The organism is Marinomonas sp. 63XJN7_7_ISO-PGPR-S23-202 (assembly GCF_056173505.1).
Genome location: NZ_CM149677.1, coordinates 1,982,036 through 2,000,472, shown reverse-complemented (window position 1 = coordinate 2,000,472; position 18,437 = coordinate 1,982,036). Strand labels below are relative to the sequence as shown.

At 45.7% G+C, this 18,437-nt stretch carries 16 protein-coding genes; 3 read left to right on the top strand and 13 right to left on the bottom strand.

Annotated elements, in window-relative coordinates; all coding sequences use genetic code 11:
- Positions 1-80 precede the first annotated feature (80 nt).
- Positions 81-1,244 (bottom strand): GNAT family N-acetyltransferase/peptidase C39 family protein, encoded by a 1,164-nt coding sequence (locus AC0VYG_RS09245; RefSeq protein ID WP_475432018.1) that lies wholly within the window; start codon positions 1,242-1,244, stop codon positions 81-83.
- A 305-nt stretch (positions 1,245-1,549) separates the two neighbouring features.
- On the opposite strand from AC0VYG_RS09245, the gene AC0VYG_RS09240 reads away from it, so the two are divergent.
- Entirely contained in the window at positions 1,550-3,028 is a 1,479-nt protein-coding gene (locus AC0VYG_RS09240; RefSeq protein ID WP_475432017.1) for a RimK family protein, read from the top strand.
- A gap of 426 nt (positions 3,029-3,454) precedes the next feature.
- On the opposite strand, the gene AC0VYG_RS09235 is transcribed toward AC0VYG_RS09240, so the two are convergent.
- Positions 3,455-4,168 (bottom strand): SIR2 family NAD-dependent protein deacylase, encoded by a 714-nt coding sequence (locus AC0VYG_RS09235; RefSeq protein ID WP_475432016.1) that lies wholly within the window; start codon positions 4,166-4,168, stop codon positions 3,455-3,457.
- Between the two features lie 201 nt (positions 4,169-4,369).
- On the opposite strand from AC0VYG_RS09235, the gene AC0VYG_RS09230 reads away from it, so the two are divergent.
- On the top strand, positions 4,370-4,756 hold the full coding sequence (locus tag AC0VYG_RS09230) for a LysR family transcriptional regulator substrate-binding protein (RefSeq protein WP_475432534.1): 387 nt from the start codon (positions 4,370-4,372) through the stop codon (positions 4,754-4,756).
- 148 nt (positions 4,757-4,904) lie between these two features.
- On the opposite strand, the gene AC0VYG_RS09225 is transcribed toward AC0VYG_RS09230, so the two are convergent.
- From AC0VYG_RS09225 to AC0VYG_RS09210, 4 genes are all read right to left on the bottom strand, one after another.
- A complete protein-coding gene (locus tag AC0VYG_RS09225; protein WP_475432015.1) occupies positions 4,905-5,246 on the bottom strand; it encodes a carboxymuconolactone decarboxylase family protein in 342 nt (113 codons plus the stop codon).
- A gap of 110 nt (positions 5,247-5,356) precedes the next feature.
- Positions 5,357-5,920, bottom strand: a complete 564-nt coding sequence (locus tag AC0VYG_RS09220; RefSeq protein WP_475432014.1) for a GNAT family N-acetyltransferase — start codon at positions 5,918-5,920, stop codon at positions 5,357-5,359.
- 157 nt (positions 5,921-6,077) lie between these two features.
- Positions 6,078-7,202, bottom strand: a complete 1,125-nt coding sequence (gene gbdR, locus AC0VYG_RS09215; RefSeq protein WP_475432013.1) for a choline metabolism transcriptional regulator GbdR — start codon at positions 7,200-7,202, stop codon at positions 6,078-6,080.
- Between the two features lie 193 nt (positions 7,203-7,395).
- On the bottom strand, positions 7,396-8,523 hold the full coding sequence (locus AC0VYG_RS09210; protein WP_475432012.1) for an FAD-binding oxidoreductase: 1,128 nt from the start codon (positions 8,521-8,523) through the stop codon (positions 7,396-7,398).
- 256 nt (positions 8,524-8,779) lie between these two features.
- On the opposite strand from AC0VYG_RS09210, the gene AC0VYG_RS09205 reads away from it, so the two are divergent.
- A complete protein-coding gene (locus AC0VYG_RS09205; protein ID WP_475432011.1) occupies positions 8,780-10,051 on the top strand; it encodes an aromatic ring-hydroxylating oxygenase subunit alpha in 1,272 nt (423 codons plus the stop codon).
- Positions 10,052-10,276: 225 nt separating this feature from the next.
- Here AC0VYG_RS09205 and AC0VYG_RS09200 read toward each other — a convergent pair whose 3' ends face one another.
- From AC0VYG_RS09200 to AC0VYG_RS09170, 7 genes are all read right to left on the bottom strand, one after another.
- Positions 10,277-10,507: a hypothetical protein gene (locus tag AC0VYG_RS09200; RefSeq protein WP_067016380.1), complete on the bottom strand. Its 231-nt coding sequence runs from the start codon at positions 10,505-10,507 to the stop codon at positions 10,277-10,279.
- A gap of 35 nt (positions 10,508-10,542) precedes the next feature.
- On the bottom strand, positions 10,543-11,313 hold the full coding sequence (gene etfB, locus AC0VYG_RS09195; RefSeq protein ID WP_067016377.1) for an electron transfer flavoprotein subunit beta: 771 nt from the start codon (positions 11,311-11,313) through the stop codon (positions 10,543-10,545).
- The gene (gene etfA, locus AC0VYG_RS09190) at positions 11,303-12,550 is read right to left on the bottom strand and encodes an electron transfer flavoprotein subunit alpha (protein ID WP_475432010.1); all 1,248 of its coding nucleotides are present in this window, start codon (positions 12,548-12,550) and stop codon (positions 11,303-11,305) included. The genes etfB and etfA overlap by 11 nt, the downstream gene beginning before the upstream one ends.
- Entirely contained in the window at positions 12,550-14,463 is a 1,914-nt protein-coding gene (locus AC0VYG_RS09185) for a (Fe-S)-binding protein (RefSeq protein ID WP_475432009.1), read from the bottom strand. Before AC0VYG_RS09185 ends, etfA begins: the two co-directional genes overlap by 1 nt.
- 86 nt (positions 14,464-14,549) lie before the next feature.
- Positions 14,550-16,613: a dimethylglycine demethylation protein DgcA gene (dgcA, locus tag AC0VYG_RS09180; protein WP_475432008.1), complete on the bottom strand. Its 2,064-nt coding sequence runs from the start codon at positions 16,611-16,613 to the stop codon at positions 14,550-14,552.
- A 96-nt stretch (positions 16,614-16,709) separates the two neighbouring features.
- Positions 16,710-17,255 carry a DUF5943 domain-containing protein gene (locus AC0VYG_RS09175; RefSeq protein ID WP_475432007.1) on the bottom strand — a complete coding sequence of 182 codons (546 nt, stop codon included), beginning with the start codon at positions 17,253-17,255 and terminating at the stop codon, positions 16,710-16,712.
- A gap of 71 nt (positions 17,256-17,326) precedes the next feature.
- Positions 17,327-18,304, bottom strand: coding sequence for a dipeptidase (locus AC0VYG_RS09170; RefSeq protein WP_475432006.1), 978 nt, complete (start codon positions 18,302-18,304; stop codon positions 17,327-17,329).
- Positions 18,305-18,437 lie beyond the last annotated feature (133 nt).

The window sequence follows — 18,437 nt, the reverse complement described above, 5'->3', positions numbered from 1 at the left end:
AAATCAGCAATTAGTAAATTTACAATATATTCCTATACAAATTGTTACTCTTCTCCTGCAACCACAATTTTCTACCGTGACTAGTTTCTTTTCGTCAACACAACCGTCGCTTGCAATCGACTTCTGCCAAAACGAGACATTTTTTCGAACTCATCCCGAGCAATCGGTACATATTGACAATCCAATGGGCTTGGCGGATCGTCTGATAATTTTTTATCATCCTCTAGGTCTGGGTCATGCACGAGAACACTGTGCTCGTCATAACCAGACATCACCACCCAATGGGGAGATTTTTTGCCATCCATGCGAAAAGTACTAATCAGGATAATTGCAAGCGCCCCTGAATCAAACGCTTCAATCAACTGTACTAACGGCATCACAACATAATGTATTGGTATACTCTCCTCATCGCATTGCTTGACAAAGCCTTGATGCACTCGCCTGATGACGTTTTTCTTAAGCTCATCCCGTACACTGTCAACAAACAACGGCCCGTCTTCACTCAACCAAATATTGGCAGTCAAACCTCGTTTCTCGGCCGCCAGCGCCAATCCCATAGGATGACACCCGCCATGTCCCGATGTCATAAATATCGTTGTCGCTTCTCGCCAAATTTCCAACTCATCATCTGGCGTTGCTTGGTAACTTGGATGCAAAGCAGACAACACCATCTGCAACGAGGCTGGACCACAAGTAAAGGGCGTGCCTTGCGCTAGCCAGGGAATCGCTCGTGTCGTTTGCTCATCTCCCGCATGGCGAAGACGCTTTTGCATACGAATAGCATCTGTCTGATCTTCATAGTACGCATCGTAATGACCAAATTCTCGGTACCCCATTTTTTGGTATAAACCAATCGCATTATGATTCACATCGCTCACTTCTAAGCGTAGCAGCAATTTTCCCTTTTTGACGGCCTTCTTCTCACAAGCTTGGATCAATAGCTTGCCCACCCCAAGACCTCGCGCCTCTGGTGATACAGCCAAAGAGTACAAACGTGCCAAATGCGTACCTTGTCGAAGATGCAATAAGGCATACCCTAAGAGCGTCTGATCAGACACGGCAACTAACAGCGCAGAACCTGAACCCGTTATAGCACGGCGAAAGCTACGTCGACTCAAACGATCGCCAGAGAAAGAGCGCTCTTCAAGCACCAGAAGAGATTTCAGGTCATCCAATGTTGCTAAACGAACATCGCCAGAAGTGATTGCTGCAGAGGAGTGAGCCAATGTTGTGAGTGTTGTCATGTGTCGCCTTAGAAAAGACAAAAGGTCATAGGTTCGTTTTTTAGAGTTTTCGCCACAAGCAAAGGCAACGAGAAACACCAAAACCACGAGAGAGATTTTCGCGAATTCTAGGACGAAACCTGTTTAAAAGATAGCCTAAAAAAATCATCGAAAAAAACATTTTATTCTTCATTTTAGTCTATTGTTAAAACCGAAAATAAAGCGCACTATCCGCACAAATTCAGGGTGTTTTTTTATCCCTCTTTTTAACACCACGACACTTAAACAACGTTACACAAACGCAACTATAAGGAAAAGCAGAACACATGTCACAGACATACATCGTTGTTGATCAGGCCAAAGATTGGTCCGCGTTTTTACCCAGCGATCGAGTGATCACCTTCACTCAATACCTAAACTTAGCGACCACCAAAAGCCAAGGACGCACGCGCATCATCAACCTGTGTAAAAGCAGTAAATACCTATCGGATGGCTATTACTGCTCGTTACTGGCAGAAAGCCGTGGTCATCACGTAATGCCATCTGTTCGTGTGTTGAATGACCTGAGTAAAAAAGATCTCTATGAGTTAGAGATTTCTCAATGGTTGCCCTTGTTAGCGAAAAAACTCGCCAAGCCAGACGCCCCAATGGACATGAAGTTCCACTGTGTATTTGGCCGCACCATTCATCCAGAAATGAAGGAGTTTGCACGTAAACTGTTCGAAAGTTTCCCAAGTCCAGTACTCGAAGTCACCTTAAAATTTCGTAAAGAGTGGCAAGTCACCGCACTGCAAACCACCTCGCAAAGTAAACTAAACGACGAGGAAGAAACCCTATTCGCCGAATCTCTGGAAGCCTTTAGCAATAAAGTATGGAGCAAAGGTCGCATTCAACGCGCCGCCAAATTTGACATGGCGATTTTGCTGAACCCAGAAGAAAAACTTCCACCGAGCGACGGCCAAGCGATTAAAAAATTCATCCAAGCGGGTAAGCAACTTGGCATCCACGTAGATACTATTGGTCCAAAAGACATTATGCGTCTGCCTGAATACGATGGTTTATTTATTCGCGAAACCACCAACATAGACCACCATACCTACCGCTTTGCGAAAAAAGCCGAGGGGTTAGGCTTGGTTGTTATGGACGACCCACAGTCCATCATGCGTTGCACCAACAAAGTCTACTTGGCTGACTTATTCAACACCCACAAAGTACCTTGCCCGAAAACACGCATTGTCCATAAGGGAGAGAGTAACGTAGAAGACGCATTAGAAGCGGCCATCAGCTACCCAATGGTGGTGAAAATTCCCGATGGCGCCTTTTCTAGAGGTGTGATCAAAGCCGAGAATCGCGAAGCCTTAACTGAGAGTTTGAACACGCTTTTCAAGAAATCTTCTTTACTCTTGGTGCAAGAATACCTTTACACAGAGTTTGACTGGCGCATTGGTATTTTAAACAACAAGCCTCTTTTTGCCTGTCGCTACTACATGGTGAAAAACCATTGGCAGATCTACCAACATAGCGATAGCAAAAGTCAAAGTGGTGGCTTTGATACCTTGCCCACATTTGAAGTGCCACGCCGGGTACTACAAGCGGCCATCGCAGCCACCAAACCCATTGGTGATGGCCTATACGGCGTTGATGTGAAAGAAATTAATGGCCGTGGCTACGTCATCGAAGTCAACGATAACCCAAGCATCGACCGTGGCGTAGAAGACAAATACATAGGCGATGAACTTTACATGCAAATCATGTCGGAATTTTTACGTCGTATGCAAGTGAAACGGGGCGATTCCCCAACCTAAGGGCATGTAGGTTGGACTTTAGTCCAACAAACCATAAAAGATCAAAGCGACTGATCTACCAAGCCCTATCCTCTTTTGCCTTCAAGAGGATAGGGTTGTTTCTTAGATTTTTATGTATATTGGACACTTCTCAATGACTTTGACCTGCCAGTTTATTCCGCCCTGCTGGGCGTGTTACTTTTGCCAAGCGATGCAAAAGTAACCAAAAAACCATGTTTAACGAGAAGCGTGTGAACAACTACTTTTATACAACCCACTTTATCTAAACGCTATATTACGTAAGGCATGGATTCGTCTTTCGATGGTGTACAGAATATTTTTAACTGGCCCTGAAACGCCATACAATCGCGCAATCGGGATTGCGTCGAACTGACTTTTTCAGGGGGTCAAGTTCAAATGGTGAAGACAACCAATAAGCGAAGCCCTTTAGCTAACAGACTGACCATTCAGCCAATCGTCAACAATGGAAGGTACCAATGAGCTGGCGTTGCCTCTAAACAGTTTAAAGCCCGTCGGTCTTATATCAATTTGCTTGGTCACAATGATTTTCTCAGCGTTATATCGTGCTTTTTTCAGGATATCCGCAGCGGGGAAGACGGACAGAGAGGTCCCTACTACAAGCACTTTTCCCGCCGCAACAAGTTGCTTTCTCGCTGTTTCATAATGGTGAATTTGTTCGCCGAACCAAACAATATCGGGCCTCAGTTGACTCCCCTCTTCGCATAGATCGCCCATTTGTATGGGCTTGCCTTGGTCATAAAGATAAAGCAAGGCATCATTGACGCTGCTTCGAGCGTTTTTAAGTAATCCATGAACATGGATTACCTTACTAGAACCAGCGCGTTCGTGGAGGTCATCAACATTTTGAGTGATGACAACCACCTCATATTTTTCTTCGAGCTTTGCCACCGCATAATGAGCAGGATTAGGCGAGGCCTCAAAGGCTTCTTTCCTTCTTTTATTATAGAAGTCTAAAACAAATTGCGGATTCGCCTCCCACGCCTCGGGCGTTGCCACATCGGCAACGTCAACATTATTCCAAAGCCCGTTGGAATCACGAAAGGTCTGTAAGCCACTTTCCGCGCTTATCCCTGCACCAGTAAAGACAACAATTTTATTAGGGTTGATCTCGGGCTTCACATTCACCTCTACCACTTAACGCCACACAAATAAAAATACAATATGGCATTAAGCACTCTCTGCAAACAAAACACGTAATATACTAACAATACTACAACACGACGAGAAAGCGCTATCAAGTCGCGATTCAACCTTATTCGATATCCAATAATGATGGGAAAGCTTTTTCGTGAACACTTAACCATGCTGATTTAAAATTAACTGGCGAAGCGTCATAAAGTATCATTAGAAGAGGTATATCAGCATCCCTTTATCGGCTTTAGCCCTCGTACCAGCATTCGACAATACACGGACAAGCTGTTTGAAAAGAAAGGGATACAGCTAAACTATCACCTAGAAGTGCAACAGCTAACGACCATGATGGGACTTATTTCTGCTAATCACGGAATCAGCATCACAACGGGATTAACCTTATTTCAATTCAAACATAAAAACATTGTCATCATTCCCTTTGAAGACATCAATATTGAAAGAGACATTTACCTAATTCAGCTTAAAAATCACACCCAGCCAAACCATATCAAAATATTTTCAGACTTTATCATTAATCAATCGAAAACATTCAATAAAACAACTTCTTTTCTTTAATTGTAAAAAAGGCGAATAAATTCGATCTATTCGCCTTTTTTACGCTAACAACTGGATATATTAACCACTAGGATACTATCGGTATTTTTATAACACTTAATAAAAGCCAAAATAACACAATGAGACTACACCCAGTCTATTCACAATTTTAATCCGCCAAGAATTCATCCACCGCAGCTAAAGCTTGTGTACCATAAATAACGGACGGTCCACCGCCCATCATAACGGCCACATCAATGGTTTCGACTAACTCTTGCCTTGTGGCGCCTGCATGAATTGAAGCTTTAGCATGAGAGGCAATACAGCCATCGCAACGCGCAGCAATGCCGATACCTAGTGCCATTAGCTCTTTTACTTTGTTAGATAAGGCTCCTTCGCTCATAGAAGCCTTATACATGGTCATGAAGCCATCCAAAATGGCAGGAGATGACTTGCGGTACTCCCTCGCAAAGACATTTTGCTCTTTATTAATCTCTTTATAACTTTTCATCCACTCACCTCGTATCAGATTATTTACGACTAATTCCATTAAAGAATAAGCTTATAATAAACTGATAGAATGAAAGCGTTTTGATATAGAGCAATACTTGGTGACTCAATCTATTTGTTTCTGAGCAACCACTCTTTTTTTAAGATAGCGTATTGAAGTGTATTCTCGTACTTAGGCGTTCCATCTGGGTGGTTGACAAATGAGACAAATTCCACAAAGCATCCCTCCTTACGCATGCCAAGCCTTTCGCTTAATGCTTGTGATTTAATATTATCATCTTCTACAAAGGCATAGAGTCGTCTGGCATTTTTATCCATAAACAAATAATCAAACAGTGCATGCGCACTTTCGCTCGCGTAGCCCTTCCCCTCAAACCGCCCATTAAAATTCCACCCAACATTGTAGGTATCAGCCTCTTGTCCGTTTTGGATATAGCGCTCTTCTGGGTGAAAAAAAAGCTCACCGATTAGCTCACCAGTGTCTCTTAAAGTGACAGCAGCACACCATTCATCTTGACAACGCTCTTTCACTTTTTGCTTTGCTTCCTCAAGTGTGGTGATTTTATCGTCCAGAAAACAATTCACACGAGGCATTGACAAGTATTCGAATAAACCGTCGACATCGGTTTCGAAAAAAGATCGGATTATTAATCGGTTTGTCTCTAGGTCTTTCATGAAACCCCCTAAATAGAATGAGGGTCTAACTGTGAATAACATCCTAGAATAAAGCAACACTATTGGCGACAAAATGACAGAAAGGGGAAAAAGAGACAGGCAAGCAGTAACGACTGCCATTCAAGACAAACGCCGTCACTGCTTCTTTAACTATCAATTAGGTTAACGTGACCGATCCATAGCTTGGCTCTGAATGCGCTTTCGATAAGGCCGATGCCGCGTGGGGCATGAGTAAATTAACAGGCTCAGGAAAAGCTGTGTCCTCTAGCAAAGGAGTGATAACTGCTTGTGACCACGCCATTTTTCTATCATCTCGTGGGGAGACCCCTAAATGCTTGCGATAACAACGGCTAAAATGTGGCGTGGAAATAAACCCGCAAGCTGTCGAAATTTCGACAATGGACATACTGGATTGCTTCAACAGCTGACGCGCCCGATCCAATCGCAGTCGTAAGTAATAACGCGATGGCGAACAATCCAAATACTTATGGAACATACGTTCTATCTGGCGACGAGACACCCCGACAAAGACGGCCATCTCATCCAACTCGATCGGCTCTTCCAAGTTGTTTTCCATCAATTGAATGACATCCAATAACTTGGGCGTACAACTTACGCCATTGTTGACTTGACGCAATGGCATGCGCTGTATATCGGACTCACCACGAATACGTTCACAGATAAACATGTCGGACACCGCATTCGATAATTTAGCACCATGTTGACGAGCAATCACCGTCAAAAACATATCCATTGGAGCGCTGCCACCCGATGAGGTTAAGCGGTTACGATCAATAGAAAACAGCTGGTTATTACTCTTCACCTTGGGGTAATTTTCTTGCAACGCTGTTAGACATTCCCAATGAATACTGCATTGATAGTTATTCATTAGCCCAGCATGAGCCAACACATAAGCACCAGTACAAATGCCGCCAAGAGTGACATTCTGCCGAGCCTTTTGCTGTAACCAAGAAACCTGCTTAGAAGTATAGGAACGTGTAATGTCCAATCCACCTGCGACAAAAATGAAATCGAAGTGGGGGGCATCCTGCATTGAAAAATCCGCACTTAAACTCAACCCATCGCTCGCGGTCACCGCCTGTCCAGTTTCCGAGATAAGCTGCCAACTGTATAATTCCTCAGCAGATAACTGATTGGCCATACGAAGAGGCTCAATCGAAGAGGCTAACGCGATCATGGTGAAATGATCTAATAGAAGAAACCCAATCTTAGTCACTTTTTTATTTGGCTTATGAGCGGTTTCTGCCGTTCCTATCAACATAACTTATCCCTCCTAAACAATGCTTCGTTTAACTAAGCAAAATATAGACCAATTAGTAGAAGTTTGTCAGCTATGCAGAAATAACCCGCTCATATAACGATAACGATGCCCTTTAAAAGTATTGATGTTAAAACGCACCGATTAGGCACACCTCTGCCCATTAATTGAACATCTATTGATCACTAAAACAAGTTTACATATCAATCACAACATCCGTTTTCGCAACAGTACAACAAGACAACACATAGCCCGCTTCCACATCCTCGTCAGTAATACCGCCGTTATGTTCCATTTGTGTCTCCCCGTTGGTAATCAGTACTTTACAAGTACCACAAATCCCCATACCGCAGGCTTTAGGAATCATCAAATCCAATCTCGCTGCCGCATTATGCAGGGTTTCCCCTTGAGGCACCTGAATACTCTTACCTTGCTTAACAAACGAAATGGTCTTCATATCCGTTTCTACAATGGATTCAGCCTCTGCTTGAGCGACCTCTGCCAATTCAATCGCATCTTCAACGACTTCCACCGGCGTCGCACCAAACGACTCCTCATGGTAGTGAGACATATCAAACCCTTTCTCCGTTAAAAGGGTTTTTATCGCTCGCATATAAGGGGCAGGTCCACAGCAAAAAATTTCTCGTTCCATGAAGTCAGGTGCAATCATGTTCAGTTTTTCGATATCTAAAAAGCCTCGATAACCATGCCAAGCTAAGCCGTTTTCCATGCGCTCCACAATCATATATAGACTAAAATTATCCACTCGCGACGCCATGTGATCGAGTTCACGAGCAAAAATAACGTCTCTAGGTGAACGGGCACTGTGAATAAAAGTAACATCGACCTCTGCATTGGTATCAAAGTACCAGCGCGCCATCGACATGACCGGTGTGATGCCGACACCACCAGACAGCAATAGAACCTTTTCAGCAGGAAAATCAATGCAGTTAAATTGACCAACAGGCCCATGCACAGCAAGTTCTGTCCCTACCGTCATGTTCTCATACAACCAATTAGACACTTCTCCACCTGGCACCCGCTTTACGGTGATCGAAAAGCTATACGGCACAGAAGGCGAACTGGAAATGGTATAAGAACGCATCACCTGCTTCCCGTTGATTTCTAATTCCAATGTGACAAATTGTCCCGGTTTGAAAAAGAACATCACAGGTTGTTGTGCCATAAAGCAGTAGGTACGAACATCCCAAGTTTCGTGAATCATCTTCACACAACGTACATTATGTCGACCATTGACCCATGTTTGGGTATGGACGGGAGCAAAATAATCTGTGTTGACCGCCGTAGTATTTGAATCACTCATAAAGGCTTCCTAACTAAAAGATGATGAGATATCGGCCATTCTCGTTTGAGTTGCTCAACGCAAATTAACCATTAACGACACGAAGTTGCTCAATGCAGTCACTCCCCCAGACAAAGACCATTTCCATCATTTCATGACGTCGATTTAAATACTTTGGCATGTCGTGAATAGACATTTTTATTCAAACCATTTAAGAGAAGATAGCCTTTCACAATCCTCTTCCATCTATTCTTTTTGTTATGAAGGATCCAGAAAGATGAAGCAAATAGATTTAATAAACATACGGCATAATTCGCTTGATGAAGCTCGCGCTTCAGTAACAAGCTCACTTGAACAACGCCAACAGAACTATTCCCTTAGTGCTGAACTTTATAATGATCCACATACATTTCGTATCGACATGGAAGAGATTTTTCACAAAGAGTGGCTATTTGTGGGCATGACCAGTGAGATCCCTAAAAAAGGCGATTACTTCACCGTCGAGATTGGTCAAAACCCCGTCTTCCTCGTACGCGATGGCGACGGCAATGTGAATGCTTTTCACAATACCTGCCGCCACCGCGGTTCTGTCATTTGCACCGAACACCGGGGCAAAGTGGCAAACTTAGTGTGCCCTTATCACCAGTGGACCTATGATTTAAAAGGCAACCTCTTGTTTGCTGGTACAGAAATGGGCAAAGACTTCGATATGAAAAAACATGGACTCAAACCCGCTCATTGCAAAACGGCTGGTGGGTTCATCTTTGTTTGTTTAGGAAAAGACGCCCCAGATGATGGTTTCAGCGACTTTTTAGCCACGTTAGAAGAATACATGGCGCCTTATGATGTAGAAAATACCAAACTGGCTGTCGAATCCAATATGCACGAACAAGCCAATTGGAAACTCGTCCTCGAGAACAACCGTGAATGCTACCATTGTGCCAACAACCATCCTGAATTGCTTAATACCTTACTGGAATGGGATGACACTAACGATCCACGAGCTCCTCAGGACTTTCTCGACCACTATCAATCTCAAGCCGACAAATGGGACGCCGAAGGCATTCCTCACAAACATCAAAGCTTTGGTAGCCGACAACGCAACCGCATCGTGCGCATGCCGCTTAAGAAAAACACCAAAGTGATGACTATTGATGGCGGTGCAGGCTGTCAAAAAATGTTGGGGCGCATTAAAAACCCAGAACTTGGCTCCATGCGGATATTGCACCTACCTAATTCCTGGAACCACATGCAATCCGATCACTTTATCGTCTTTAGAGTCTTGCCTATTTCCCCGCAAGAAACCATGGTGACCACAAAGTGGTTTGTCCATAAAGACGCCGTCGAAGGTGTGGATTACGACCCTGAACGACTACGCCAAGTTTGGGATGCTACCAACGACCAAGATAGAATACTCGGCGAGCGCAACCAGCAAGGCATTAACTCCATCGGCTACGAACCTGGCCCCTACTCCGAAACCTTTGAATATGGAGTGATTAACTTCTTGGATTGGTATTCAGACACGATTCTCAAACATCTGAAAGGCTAAATGCATAACGTACGTGTAGAGTCATTGCGCTCCACACGTACGACTTCTCTTAAACACTTATCTCGCAATAGGCGCCATCGCCATCATCAATCGAAAAAACACCCATTATTTTTTGATCTAAATACACTCAGTCAAAAATCCAATAGAAATAAAGGCACATGCCACCCATAAAAAAACGCCTTAACTCGAATCAAGTTAAAGCGTTTTTTTAATGACTTTATTAGATTAGAGATACGCCTGCATGATGGTTTTGACTTCAGGGAGGATGGTGGCATTACTTTCGATGATTTCTTGGCAAACCAGTTTGACGAAATACGTTTGCTCTGGGCATTCATTTAGCCAAGAGACAAGGCAAGTATCAACTTCTTTTAAGTCTTTAGCGGTGTCCACTGGCGCGCCAATACCGATGAGCTTCTCTTTAAAATCCACTTCATCGATTAAATCTACGATCATCATTTCGTCTACTCCCTTCCCCAACGAATAGCATATATCTAACGAATAACATTTTCTTCAATTAATAGGTCAAAAATGGCTTTAGCTTTCTCAGCAGCACTTTCATTTTTCATGACTTTACCGGATCCACCTTGTGGTTTCGCAGTAGCGGCTTTAAAGCGATCTGCCGCTGTCTTAGCCTTCACGGTTTTCAAACGCTTAGGACGAGGTTTCGCTGGAGCCTCTTGCCAATCTACACGAATTTGGTCCACTTCACCATGCGTGTTTACACTTTCCATACGTACACGCTGCCCTGGCCCAAACGCACTTTGGCGAGCTGGTGCTGCCGCATTATCAACACTGGCAATAAAGGGTAACTTAACCGTTACAGAACGGCGTTGACCACGAGGCAATGCTAGCAACACCTCAGCAACACCGTCTTTAATGGAAACAATATCCGCCACCCGAGCCACGACTGGCCAACCAAGCTTTTCCGCCAACAGATAAGGCACCATACCTGAAGATTCACCACTTTCTGAGCGAACACCTGTGAGCACAATGTCAATTTTTTCTTGTTGCAAATAATCACTTAGCGCGGGGACGGCATCCGCTGTCTCATCTTGCTTCAAGACGGTCATAGCGGGTAATCCCATACCAGCATATTGACGAAGCACGGGCTCTTCTGGATTACCAACATGCAACACAGAAAGCTTTTCACCTGCAAGCTTCAAGCCAAGCTCAACACCTCGGCCATCTTGCTCAGCACGACGAGCGCGACCCGATTGAGGATGGCGACCAATTGATATCAAGGAAACAACGTTAGGCTGCATCGCTTTGCTCCTCTTGTGAACCCTTCTTACGAGCTTGTGCCAACAACATTAACTCAGCCAAAATGTCTTCACTATCACCGATGACACTCAAGGCAGCGCGTTTCACCATATCACACCCCGCGTCCGTGTTGATGGCAACCACTTTGTCACATTGACCAATACCCTGCATATGCTGAATCGCACCCGAGATGCCCACAGCAAGATACACACGAGCCGTCACCCAAGTGCCCGTCGCACCAACCTGACGGAAACGTGGCATAAACCCATCATCCACCGCAACTCGACTGGCCCCTTCGGTAGCACCAAGAATCGTTGCTGCTTTGTGGAATTGATCCCAATTATGAATGCCGTTACCCGCCGAAAGAATAAACTCGGCTTCGGCAAGCGGAATGGCACTAGGATCAACGTCCATCAAACCTTTGTCTTGCAACGCAGGCTCACTCACCGAGATACCATCCACCTCAATGGCCAATGCTTCATGACGCGTTTCGTCAATGGCTTCGCCACACTCTTCTAACAACATCAGAATACGTGGCGTTTGACGAGAAATATCAAGGCTACCACCGCCACCACGACAGACCGTTTGCTCGCTAGACACTTGCCAAGCCTGAGCGGCTGGGCGCTCACCTAAACGCGCGGCCAAGCGCGAGCCTAAATCACTACCGCCATGAATACTGTCTGGAAACAGCCAGTGCTTAGGTGCCAATTGAGCTTCAATATGCGTCAGCGCGGTTAATCTTGCCTCGGGCGCAAAACCTTCGTATTCGCTAGCGGATAAATGAATCAAGCGATCCACACCGGCCAAATCATAATGGGTTTCTTTACTCTCGCCAAAGCACACCGCCACCACAGCGCCATTACCTTCAATCGTTGAGGCCATGGTATGTGCTAGACAGAGAATATCTTTATCGTGACCGGATAAGCGACCTCCGACCATATCCGGCACCACCACAATGTAGAAATCGGGATTGTCCACTTTATGAAGTGGCAATACCGCCTCTTGGTTCGCCGCAGAACGCTTGTTGCCCACGCCCGCTACAGCGTTGCCTTTTAAGCGATCAATACGTTTGAGGCCATTCGGACCAATGAACCCAACTTGGTGAGGGTTCTTACGGAGAAGACCACTTGGCCCTCTCACCTCTCCTTGTACAGCATTAGCCACCGAATCATGGAGTGGATGCAGCCTGTTACGGGCAATCCACTCTCTGCGAGGATCGCGTCGAATGATGTCGCTCATTAATGCACCTCTTCAATCAATTGTCCGGCGAGAATTTCGGCAATGTCTTTTACTTCCGGACGCGGTTCAACCACCCCTTCCAGCATAGCTGTACATTGCTGACAACCAACGGCAACCAATTCTGCACCGGTTGCTGTCACATCCTCCATACGCATATCCGCAATACGACGTTCACCAGGGATATCGGTAATGGGCGCACCGCCACCACCGCCACAACAACGTGAACGGAATCTAGAGCGCTCCATTTCAGCAACCTCAATACCAAGGGAACGCAGCAAGTCTCGTGGTGCTTCGTACTCACCATTGTAACGGCCTAAGTAACATGGATCATGGTAGGTCACCTTGCCACCTTTAAACGTATCCAGTTTCAGAGAACCAGCCTGAACCAATTGATTCAAGAACGTCGTATGATGAAGCACTTCCACACCCTTTAACGCCCCCTCGGTATCAAAGTCCGCGTACTCATTGCGTAAACAGTGGTAAGCATGGGGATCCGTGGTAACAATTTTCTTGAAAGAGTATTGAGATAAGGTAGCAAGGTTACGTTTTGCTAAACTTTGGAACGTGGCATCATCCCCAAGACGACGCGCCACATCACCGCTATCACGCTCTTCATCCCCTAGGATGGCAACGTCTACGTTAGCCGCTTTCATCAATTTTACGAAGGAACGTAAGATACGTTGGCTACGCATATCAAATGCACCGTCAGACACCCAGAACAAAACATCCGCCTGTTTTTTCTCTTTCATCACAGGCAAGTTTTGATCTGCCGCCCAGTTAGTGCGACTGCCCGGCGCGTAACCATTTGGGTTGTCCGTCGCGATAATATTTTCGAGAACCTCCGACCCTTTATTAGGTGTATCGCCCTTTTCCATGGTTAGGAAGCGGCGCATATCGACGATCGCATCGACATGCTCAATCATCATTGGGCATTCTTCAACGCAGGCACGACACGTCGTACAAGACCATAATGTATCCGCTTCGATCAAACCCGCTGTAATAATGTTGTTCGCCCCACCTTTAGCATGACCAACTTCTTTACCTGGGTAAGGGCTACCGGCGTACTTCGCATCCGTACCACCAGCAAGACCCACAACCATATCTTGAATCAATTTTTTCGGGTTAAGGGGCTGACCCGCTGCAAAGGCAGGACACATAGCCTCGCATTTACCACACTGTACACAAGCATCAAAGCCAAGTAATTGGTTCCATTTGAAATCACTTGGCTTAGCAACACCGTGTGACTCGCCTCCCAATGGTGCCGGTTTTAGCCCGGTGGATCGACCACCACCAAAGCGCTCAGGGCGACGGTGAAACGCAAGATGCAAGGCTCCAGCAAAGGCGTGCTTCATGGGACCACCCCAGCCCATGCCGAAGAGCAACTCTCCTAAACCAACGATGACGCCTACACTCAGAATCAATGTCAGTAGTACACCGCCAAACCCTTCTGGTAGCACACCTGCCACAGGCAGCGTTAACACAATAAAGGTGAGCGCAAAGGTAATCAGGCTCTTAGGCAAACGCATCCAAGGGCCTTTGGATAAACGCGAAGGCGGATTCAAACGACGCTTGAAAACAAAAAATGCGCCACAAAGCATAAGCACCAAAGCGCCCAACAGTAGCCATGCGACAATTTTTTGCTCTACGTGAAAAACATACACCGCAATGACAAGCACCATAGACAACACAAAGCCGCCCGCTGTCGCAACGTGCGTTCTAGACATGTATTTGTCACGTTCAACAACGTGGTGCAAATCGTTAAGGTAACGCCCTGGCATCGCCATCAGGCCAGCAATGAAATTCACTTTTTCAGGCTGCCCTGCACGCCATAGACTGATACGGCGCAAGGCACCGATAACGCCAAGTGCCAGAAGCACAATAATCAGAATAGAAGGTAACCAGTCGATAACCATCTTTCACCCTCATCTAGTAAAAGCGGGGGCAGCTTAGCTGCCCCTTGGGTTCAGTTTCAGTTGGTTTAGTTGAGTACGGCTAAACGTTAAAGGTCTTTGCACAAGCGCAGCGCATCATACATGGCGGCGTGTGTGTTGCGTTGAGATACGCAATCCCCCAAACGCCACAAGATCATGCCATCGACTTGTTCAGACAACACAGGCTGAGGTTTAATATCAAACAATGCTTCAACATCAATCTGCCCCTTGTTGTAAGACGCCTCTTTCAGAGCGTAGTACAGCTCTTCATTGGGACGAGTACCGTTCTCAATCACAATTTGATCTACCACGCGCTCTTCTTGCTGACCGGTATATTCGTTCTCAAGTACCGCCACCAAGCTGCTGCCTTCGCGATATACTTTTTCAAGAATCATGTCAGATGTCATGATCACTTCTTTCTCGTATAGCGAGCGGTAGTAAGTTGGGAAGGTCGTACCACCGATACCCACACCGGGCTTGATATCATCAGTGACCAGCTCAACCAAAGACCCTTTAGACGCCAGATAATCCGCCGCAGACATACCTGAGAATTCACAGATAGTGTCGTAGATCAAAACGTTTTTACCGGGTTCGACTTTGCCACTTAGAATGTCCCAAGAAGAGACACATAAGCCTTCATCAGCCCCCCACTCAGGGTTTTGTTCAACGAATGGGCGACCGCCTGTTGCAAGAATACAGACATCTGGTTTGAACTCTTTAATCAGCTCTTCATCGGCCGAAGTACCAAGACGCACATCCACACCTAGACGATCTAGCTCCATCACCAACCAACGCGTAATACCTGCAATCTGGTCACGTTGTGGCGCTTTCGATGCCAGAGTAATTTGACCGCCTAACTCTTCAGCACGCTCAAGTAATGTCACCTTGTGTCCACGTTCTGCCGCAACACGTGCCGCTTCCATACCGCCAGGGCCACCACCGACAACAACAACATTACGAACTGGCCCCGTTGTTTTCTCGATAATATGAGGCAACCCCATGTACTCTCGAGAGGTCGCCGCGTTTTGGATACACAGAACATCAAGACCTTGGTATTGACGATCGATACAGTAGTTTGCCCCCACACATTGACGAATTTGGTCAACCTGATCCATTTTGATCTTCGCGATAAAGTGAGGGTCAGCAATGTGAGCACGTGTCATCCCGACAAAATCCACATAACCCGCTTCGATAATACGCTTCGCTTGGTTAGGGTCTTTAATGTTTTGCGCGTGAATAACAGGCACACTCACGACTTCTTTAATACCCGCTGCCAAATGTAGGAATGGCTCGGGTGGGTAGCTCATGTTGGGAATAACGTTTGCTAAGGTGTTGTGCGTATCACAACCAGACCCCACCACACCGAAGTAATCGATAAGACCCGTGTCGTCATAGTACTTAGCAATTTGCTTCATGTCTTCGTGATTTAGACCATCTGGATGGAACTCATCCCCCGTGATACGCATACCCACAACAAAATCTGGGCCGACTTCAGCACGAACCGCTTTCGCCACTTCAAGACCGAATTTCATACGACCTTCAAATGTGCCGCCCCATTCGTCAGTACGCTTATTCACACGAGGCGACCAGAATTGGTCAACTAAATGTTGGTGAACGGCAGATAATTCAACACCGTCCAAACCACCTTCTTTAGCACGACGTGCCGCTTGCACAAAGTCACCCACAATGCGCCAGATTTCTTCCACTTCGATGGTTTTACAGGTTGCACGGTGAACGGGCTCACGAATACCGGATGGCGACATTAAGTTCGGCCAGTTTTCGCCGTCCCAACGGGAACGCCGTCCCATGTGGGTAATCTGAATCATAATCTTGCCGCCGTGCTTGTGCACCGCATCCGCAAGATTTTGGAAATGAGGAATAATACGATCCGTCGATAAGTTGACGGAACTCCACCAACTTTGAGGGCTATCAATAGACACCACACTGGAACCACCACAAATACACAAGCCACAACCGCCTTTGGCTTTTTCTTCGTAATATTTCACATAACGGTCTGTCGTCATGCCGCCATCAGTCGCATATACCTCCGCGTGAGCCGTACTGACAATACGGTTACGTATGGTCAATTTGTTGATGTTTAATGGCTCAAATAACGCATCATACTGGGACATAACAAGACCCCCGTCCTTATAAAAAATACCAAACTAAAAATCTAAAAAACACAAGAAAGCGCTCCCTGGTTTTGCGAGCGCATTGGCTGTGAAAATTTACAGAGGAGACACTTCAAAATACCCTACATCGCAACCTTCTTCTGCGGCGCTTTGTGTTTGAATCGCTTGAGTGCGAATCGTCAACCCCTGACTTTTAGCCACTTGATCTAACGCACCAGCAAACCAGCCAGTAAACATGTAATCCACCTTGCGGTTGACTTTTTTACCGTGGATTTTTTCGTAGTGGTAAACAAAAGCGGAATTTTCTAAACGCACTTTTGCAGTGCCTTTTTCAACGTCTAACGCCTCAGTGATAAAAAAGCCCCAGCCACGTTGAGATAAGCGTTTCAAATAGTGATGCCACACTTCATCGCCCGTAAAACCATGACACTCGGCTTCTTGTTCACACCAAAAATAGGCGGATTTGTAGCCAGCTTTATAAAGGATCTCAGCGTAACGCTCAGCACCAATCTCATCCTCTATTCCCATATGGTTATTAACAAAAAAGTGACGTGGTACATACAGCATAGGCAAAGCGTCTGTTGTCCAAACACCGGTTTCATCGTCTACTTGGATGGGCATTTCAGGGGCATGTGAACTCATTTTACTTCCTCATTAAACGGTCTATTTTTTGTAACTTGTCATATCTAACTGAGTTTCGGCGGATAGCGTGACTATTCGCCCCAGACTTCGCGCAGCAAGCTCACCCAGTTCTCACCCATAATTTTGCAAACTTGGCGCTCACTAAAACCATGTTTTAATAAGGCTTCCGTCAAATTTGGAAACTCACCAACCGTACGAATGCCTTTTGGATTAATAATCTCACCAAAACGTGTCAACCGACGGGCATAGCCCTTGTCATGGGTAAGGTATTCAAAAAAGTCTTCGCCATGGCCTTGAGTAAAATCTGTACCAATGCCAATCGCATCTTCCCCTACGATGTTGTAGATGTATTGAATGGCTTCGACATAATCGTCAACCGTGGCATTCACCCCCGCTTTTAAAAACGGTGTAAACATCGTCACCCCAACAAACCCGCCATTATCGGCAATAAACTTAAGCTCTTCGTCGGAGCGATTGCGTGGGTGTTCTTTCAGACCAGAAGGTAAGCAATGAGAGTAAGCAACCGGCTTTTTAGACTCGATAATGACTTCTTTAGCGGTGTTTGGACCAACATGTGATAAATCACACAGCATGCCGACACGATTCATCTCAGCCACGATTTCGCGACCAAAGCCAGAGAGCCCCCCATCACGCTCGTAGCAGCCAGTACCTACTAGGTTTTGTGTGTTGTAGCACATCTGCACAATGCCCACGCCAAGATCTTTAAAAATCTGCACGTAGCCGATTTGATCCTCAAAAGCGTTAGCATTTTGAAACCCCATCATCACGCCTGTTTTGCCTTCTTCTTTAGCGCGGTAAATGTCTTTGGTTGTGTAAACCTTGGTCAGCAAATCACTGTTGGTATCAATCAGCTGATTCATCTGGGCAATATTACGTACCGTACCCTCAAAGTTTTCCCAAAAGCACACAGTGCAATTAGCGGCCGTCAACTTGCCCTTTGCCATGTCTTCGAACAACTCACGATTCCAATTCGCACAAATCAAACCATCGATCACAATAGCGTTATCATGTAATTCTGCTGCGTTCATTGTTTTTCCTTACCTCTCGGTGTGGGGCTTTTAATCTAGTTATAAGCAATGAACTCAGTGTAATTTCTCGGTTGGTGGGATAGATGGCTGGAAACGACTAGAGGTAGACTAAAAGCGACGAATCGCGACAAGC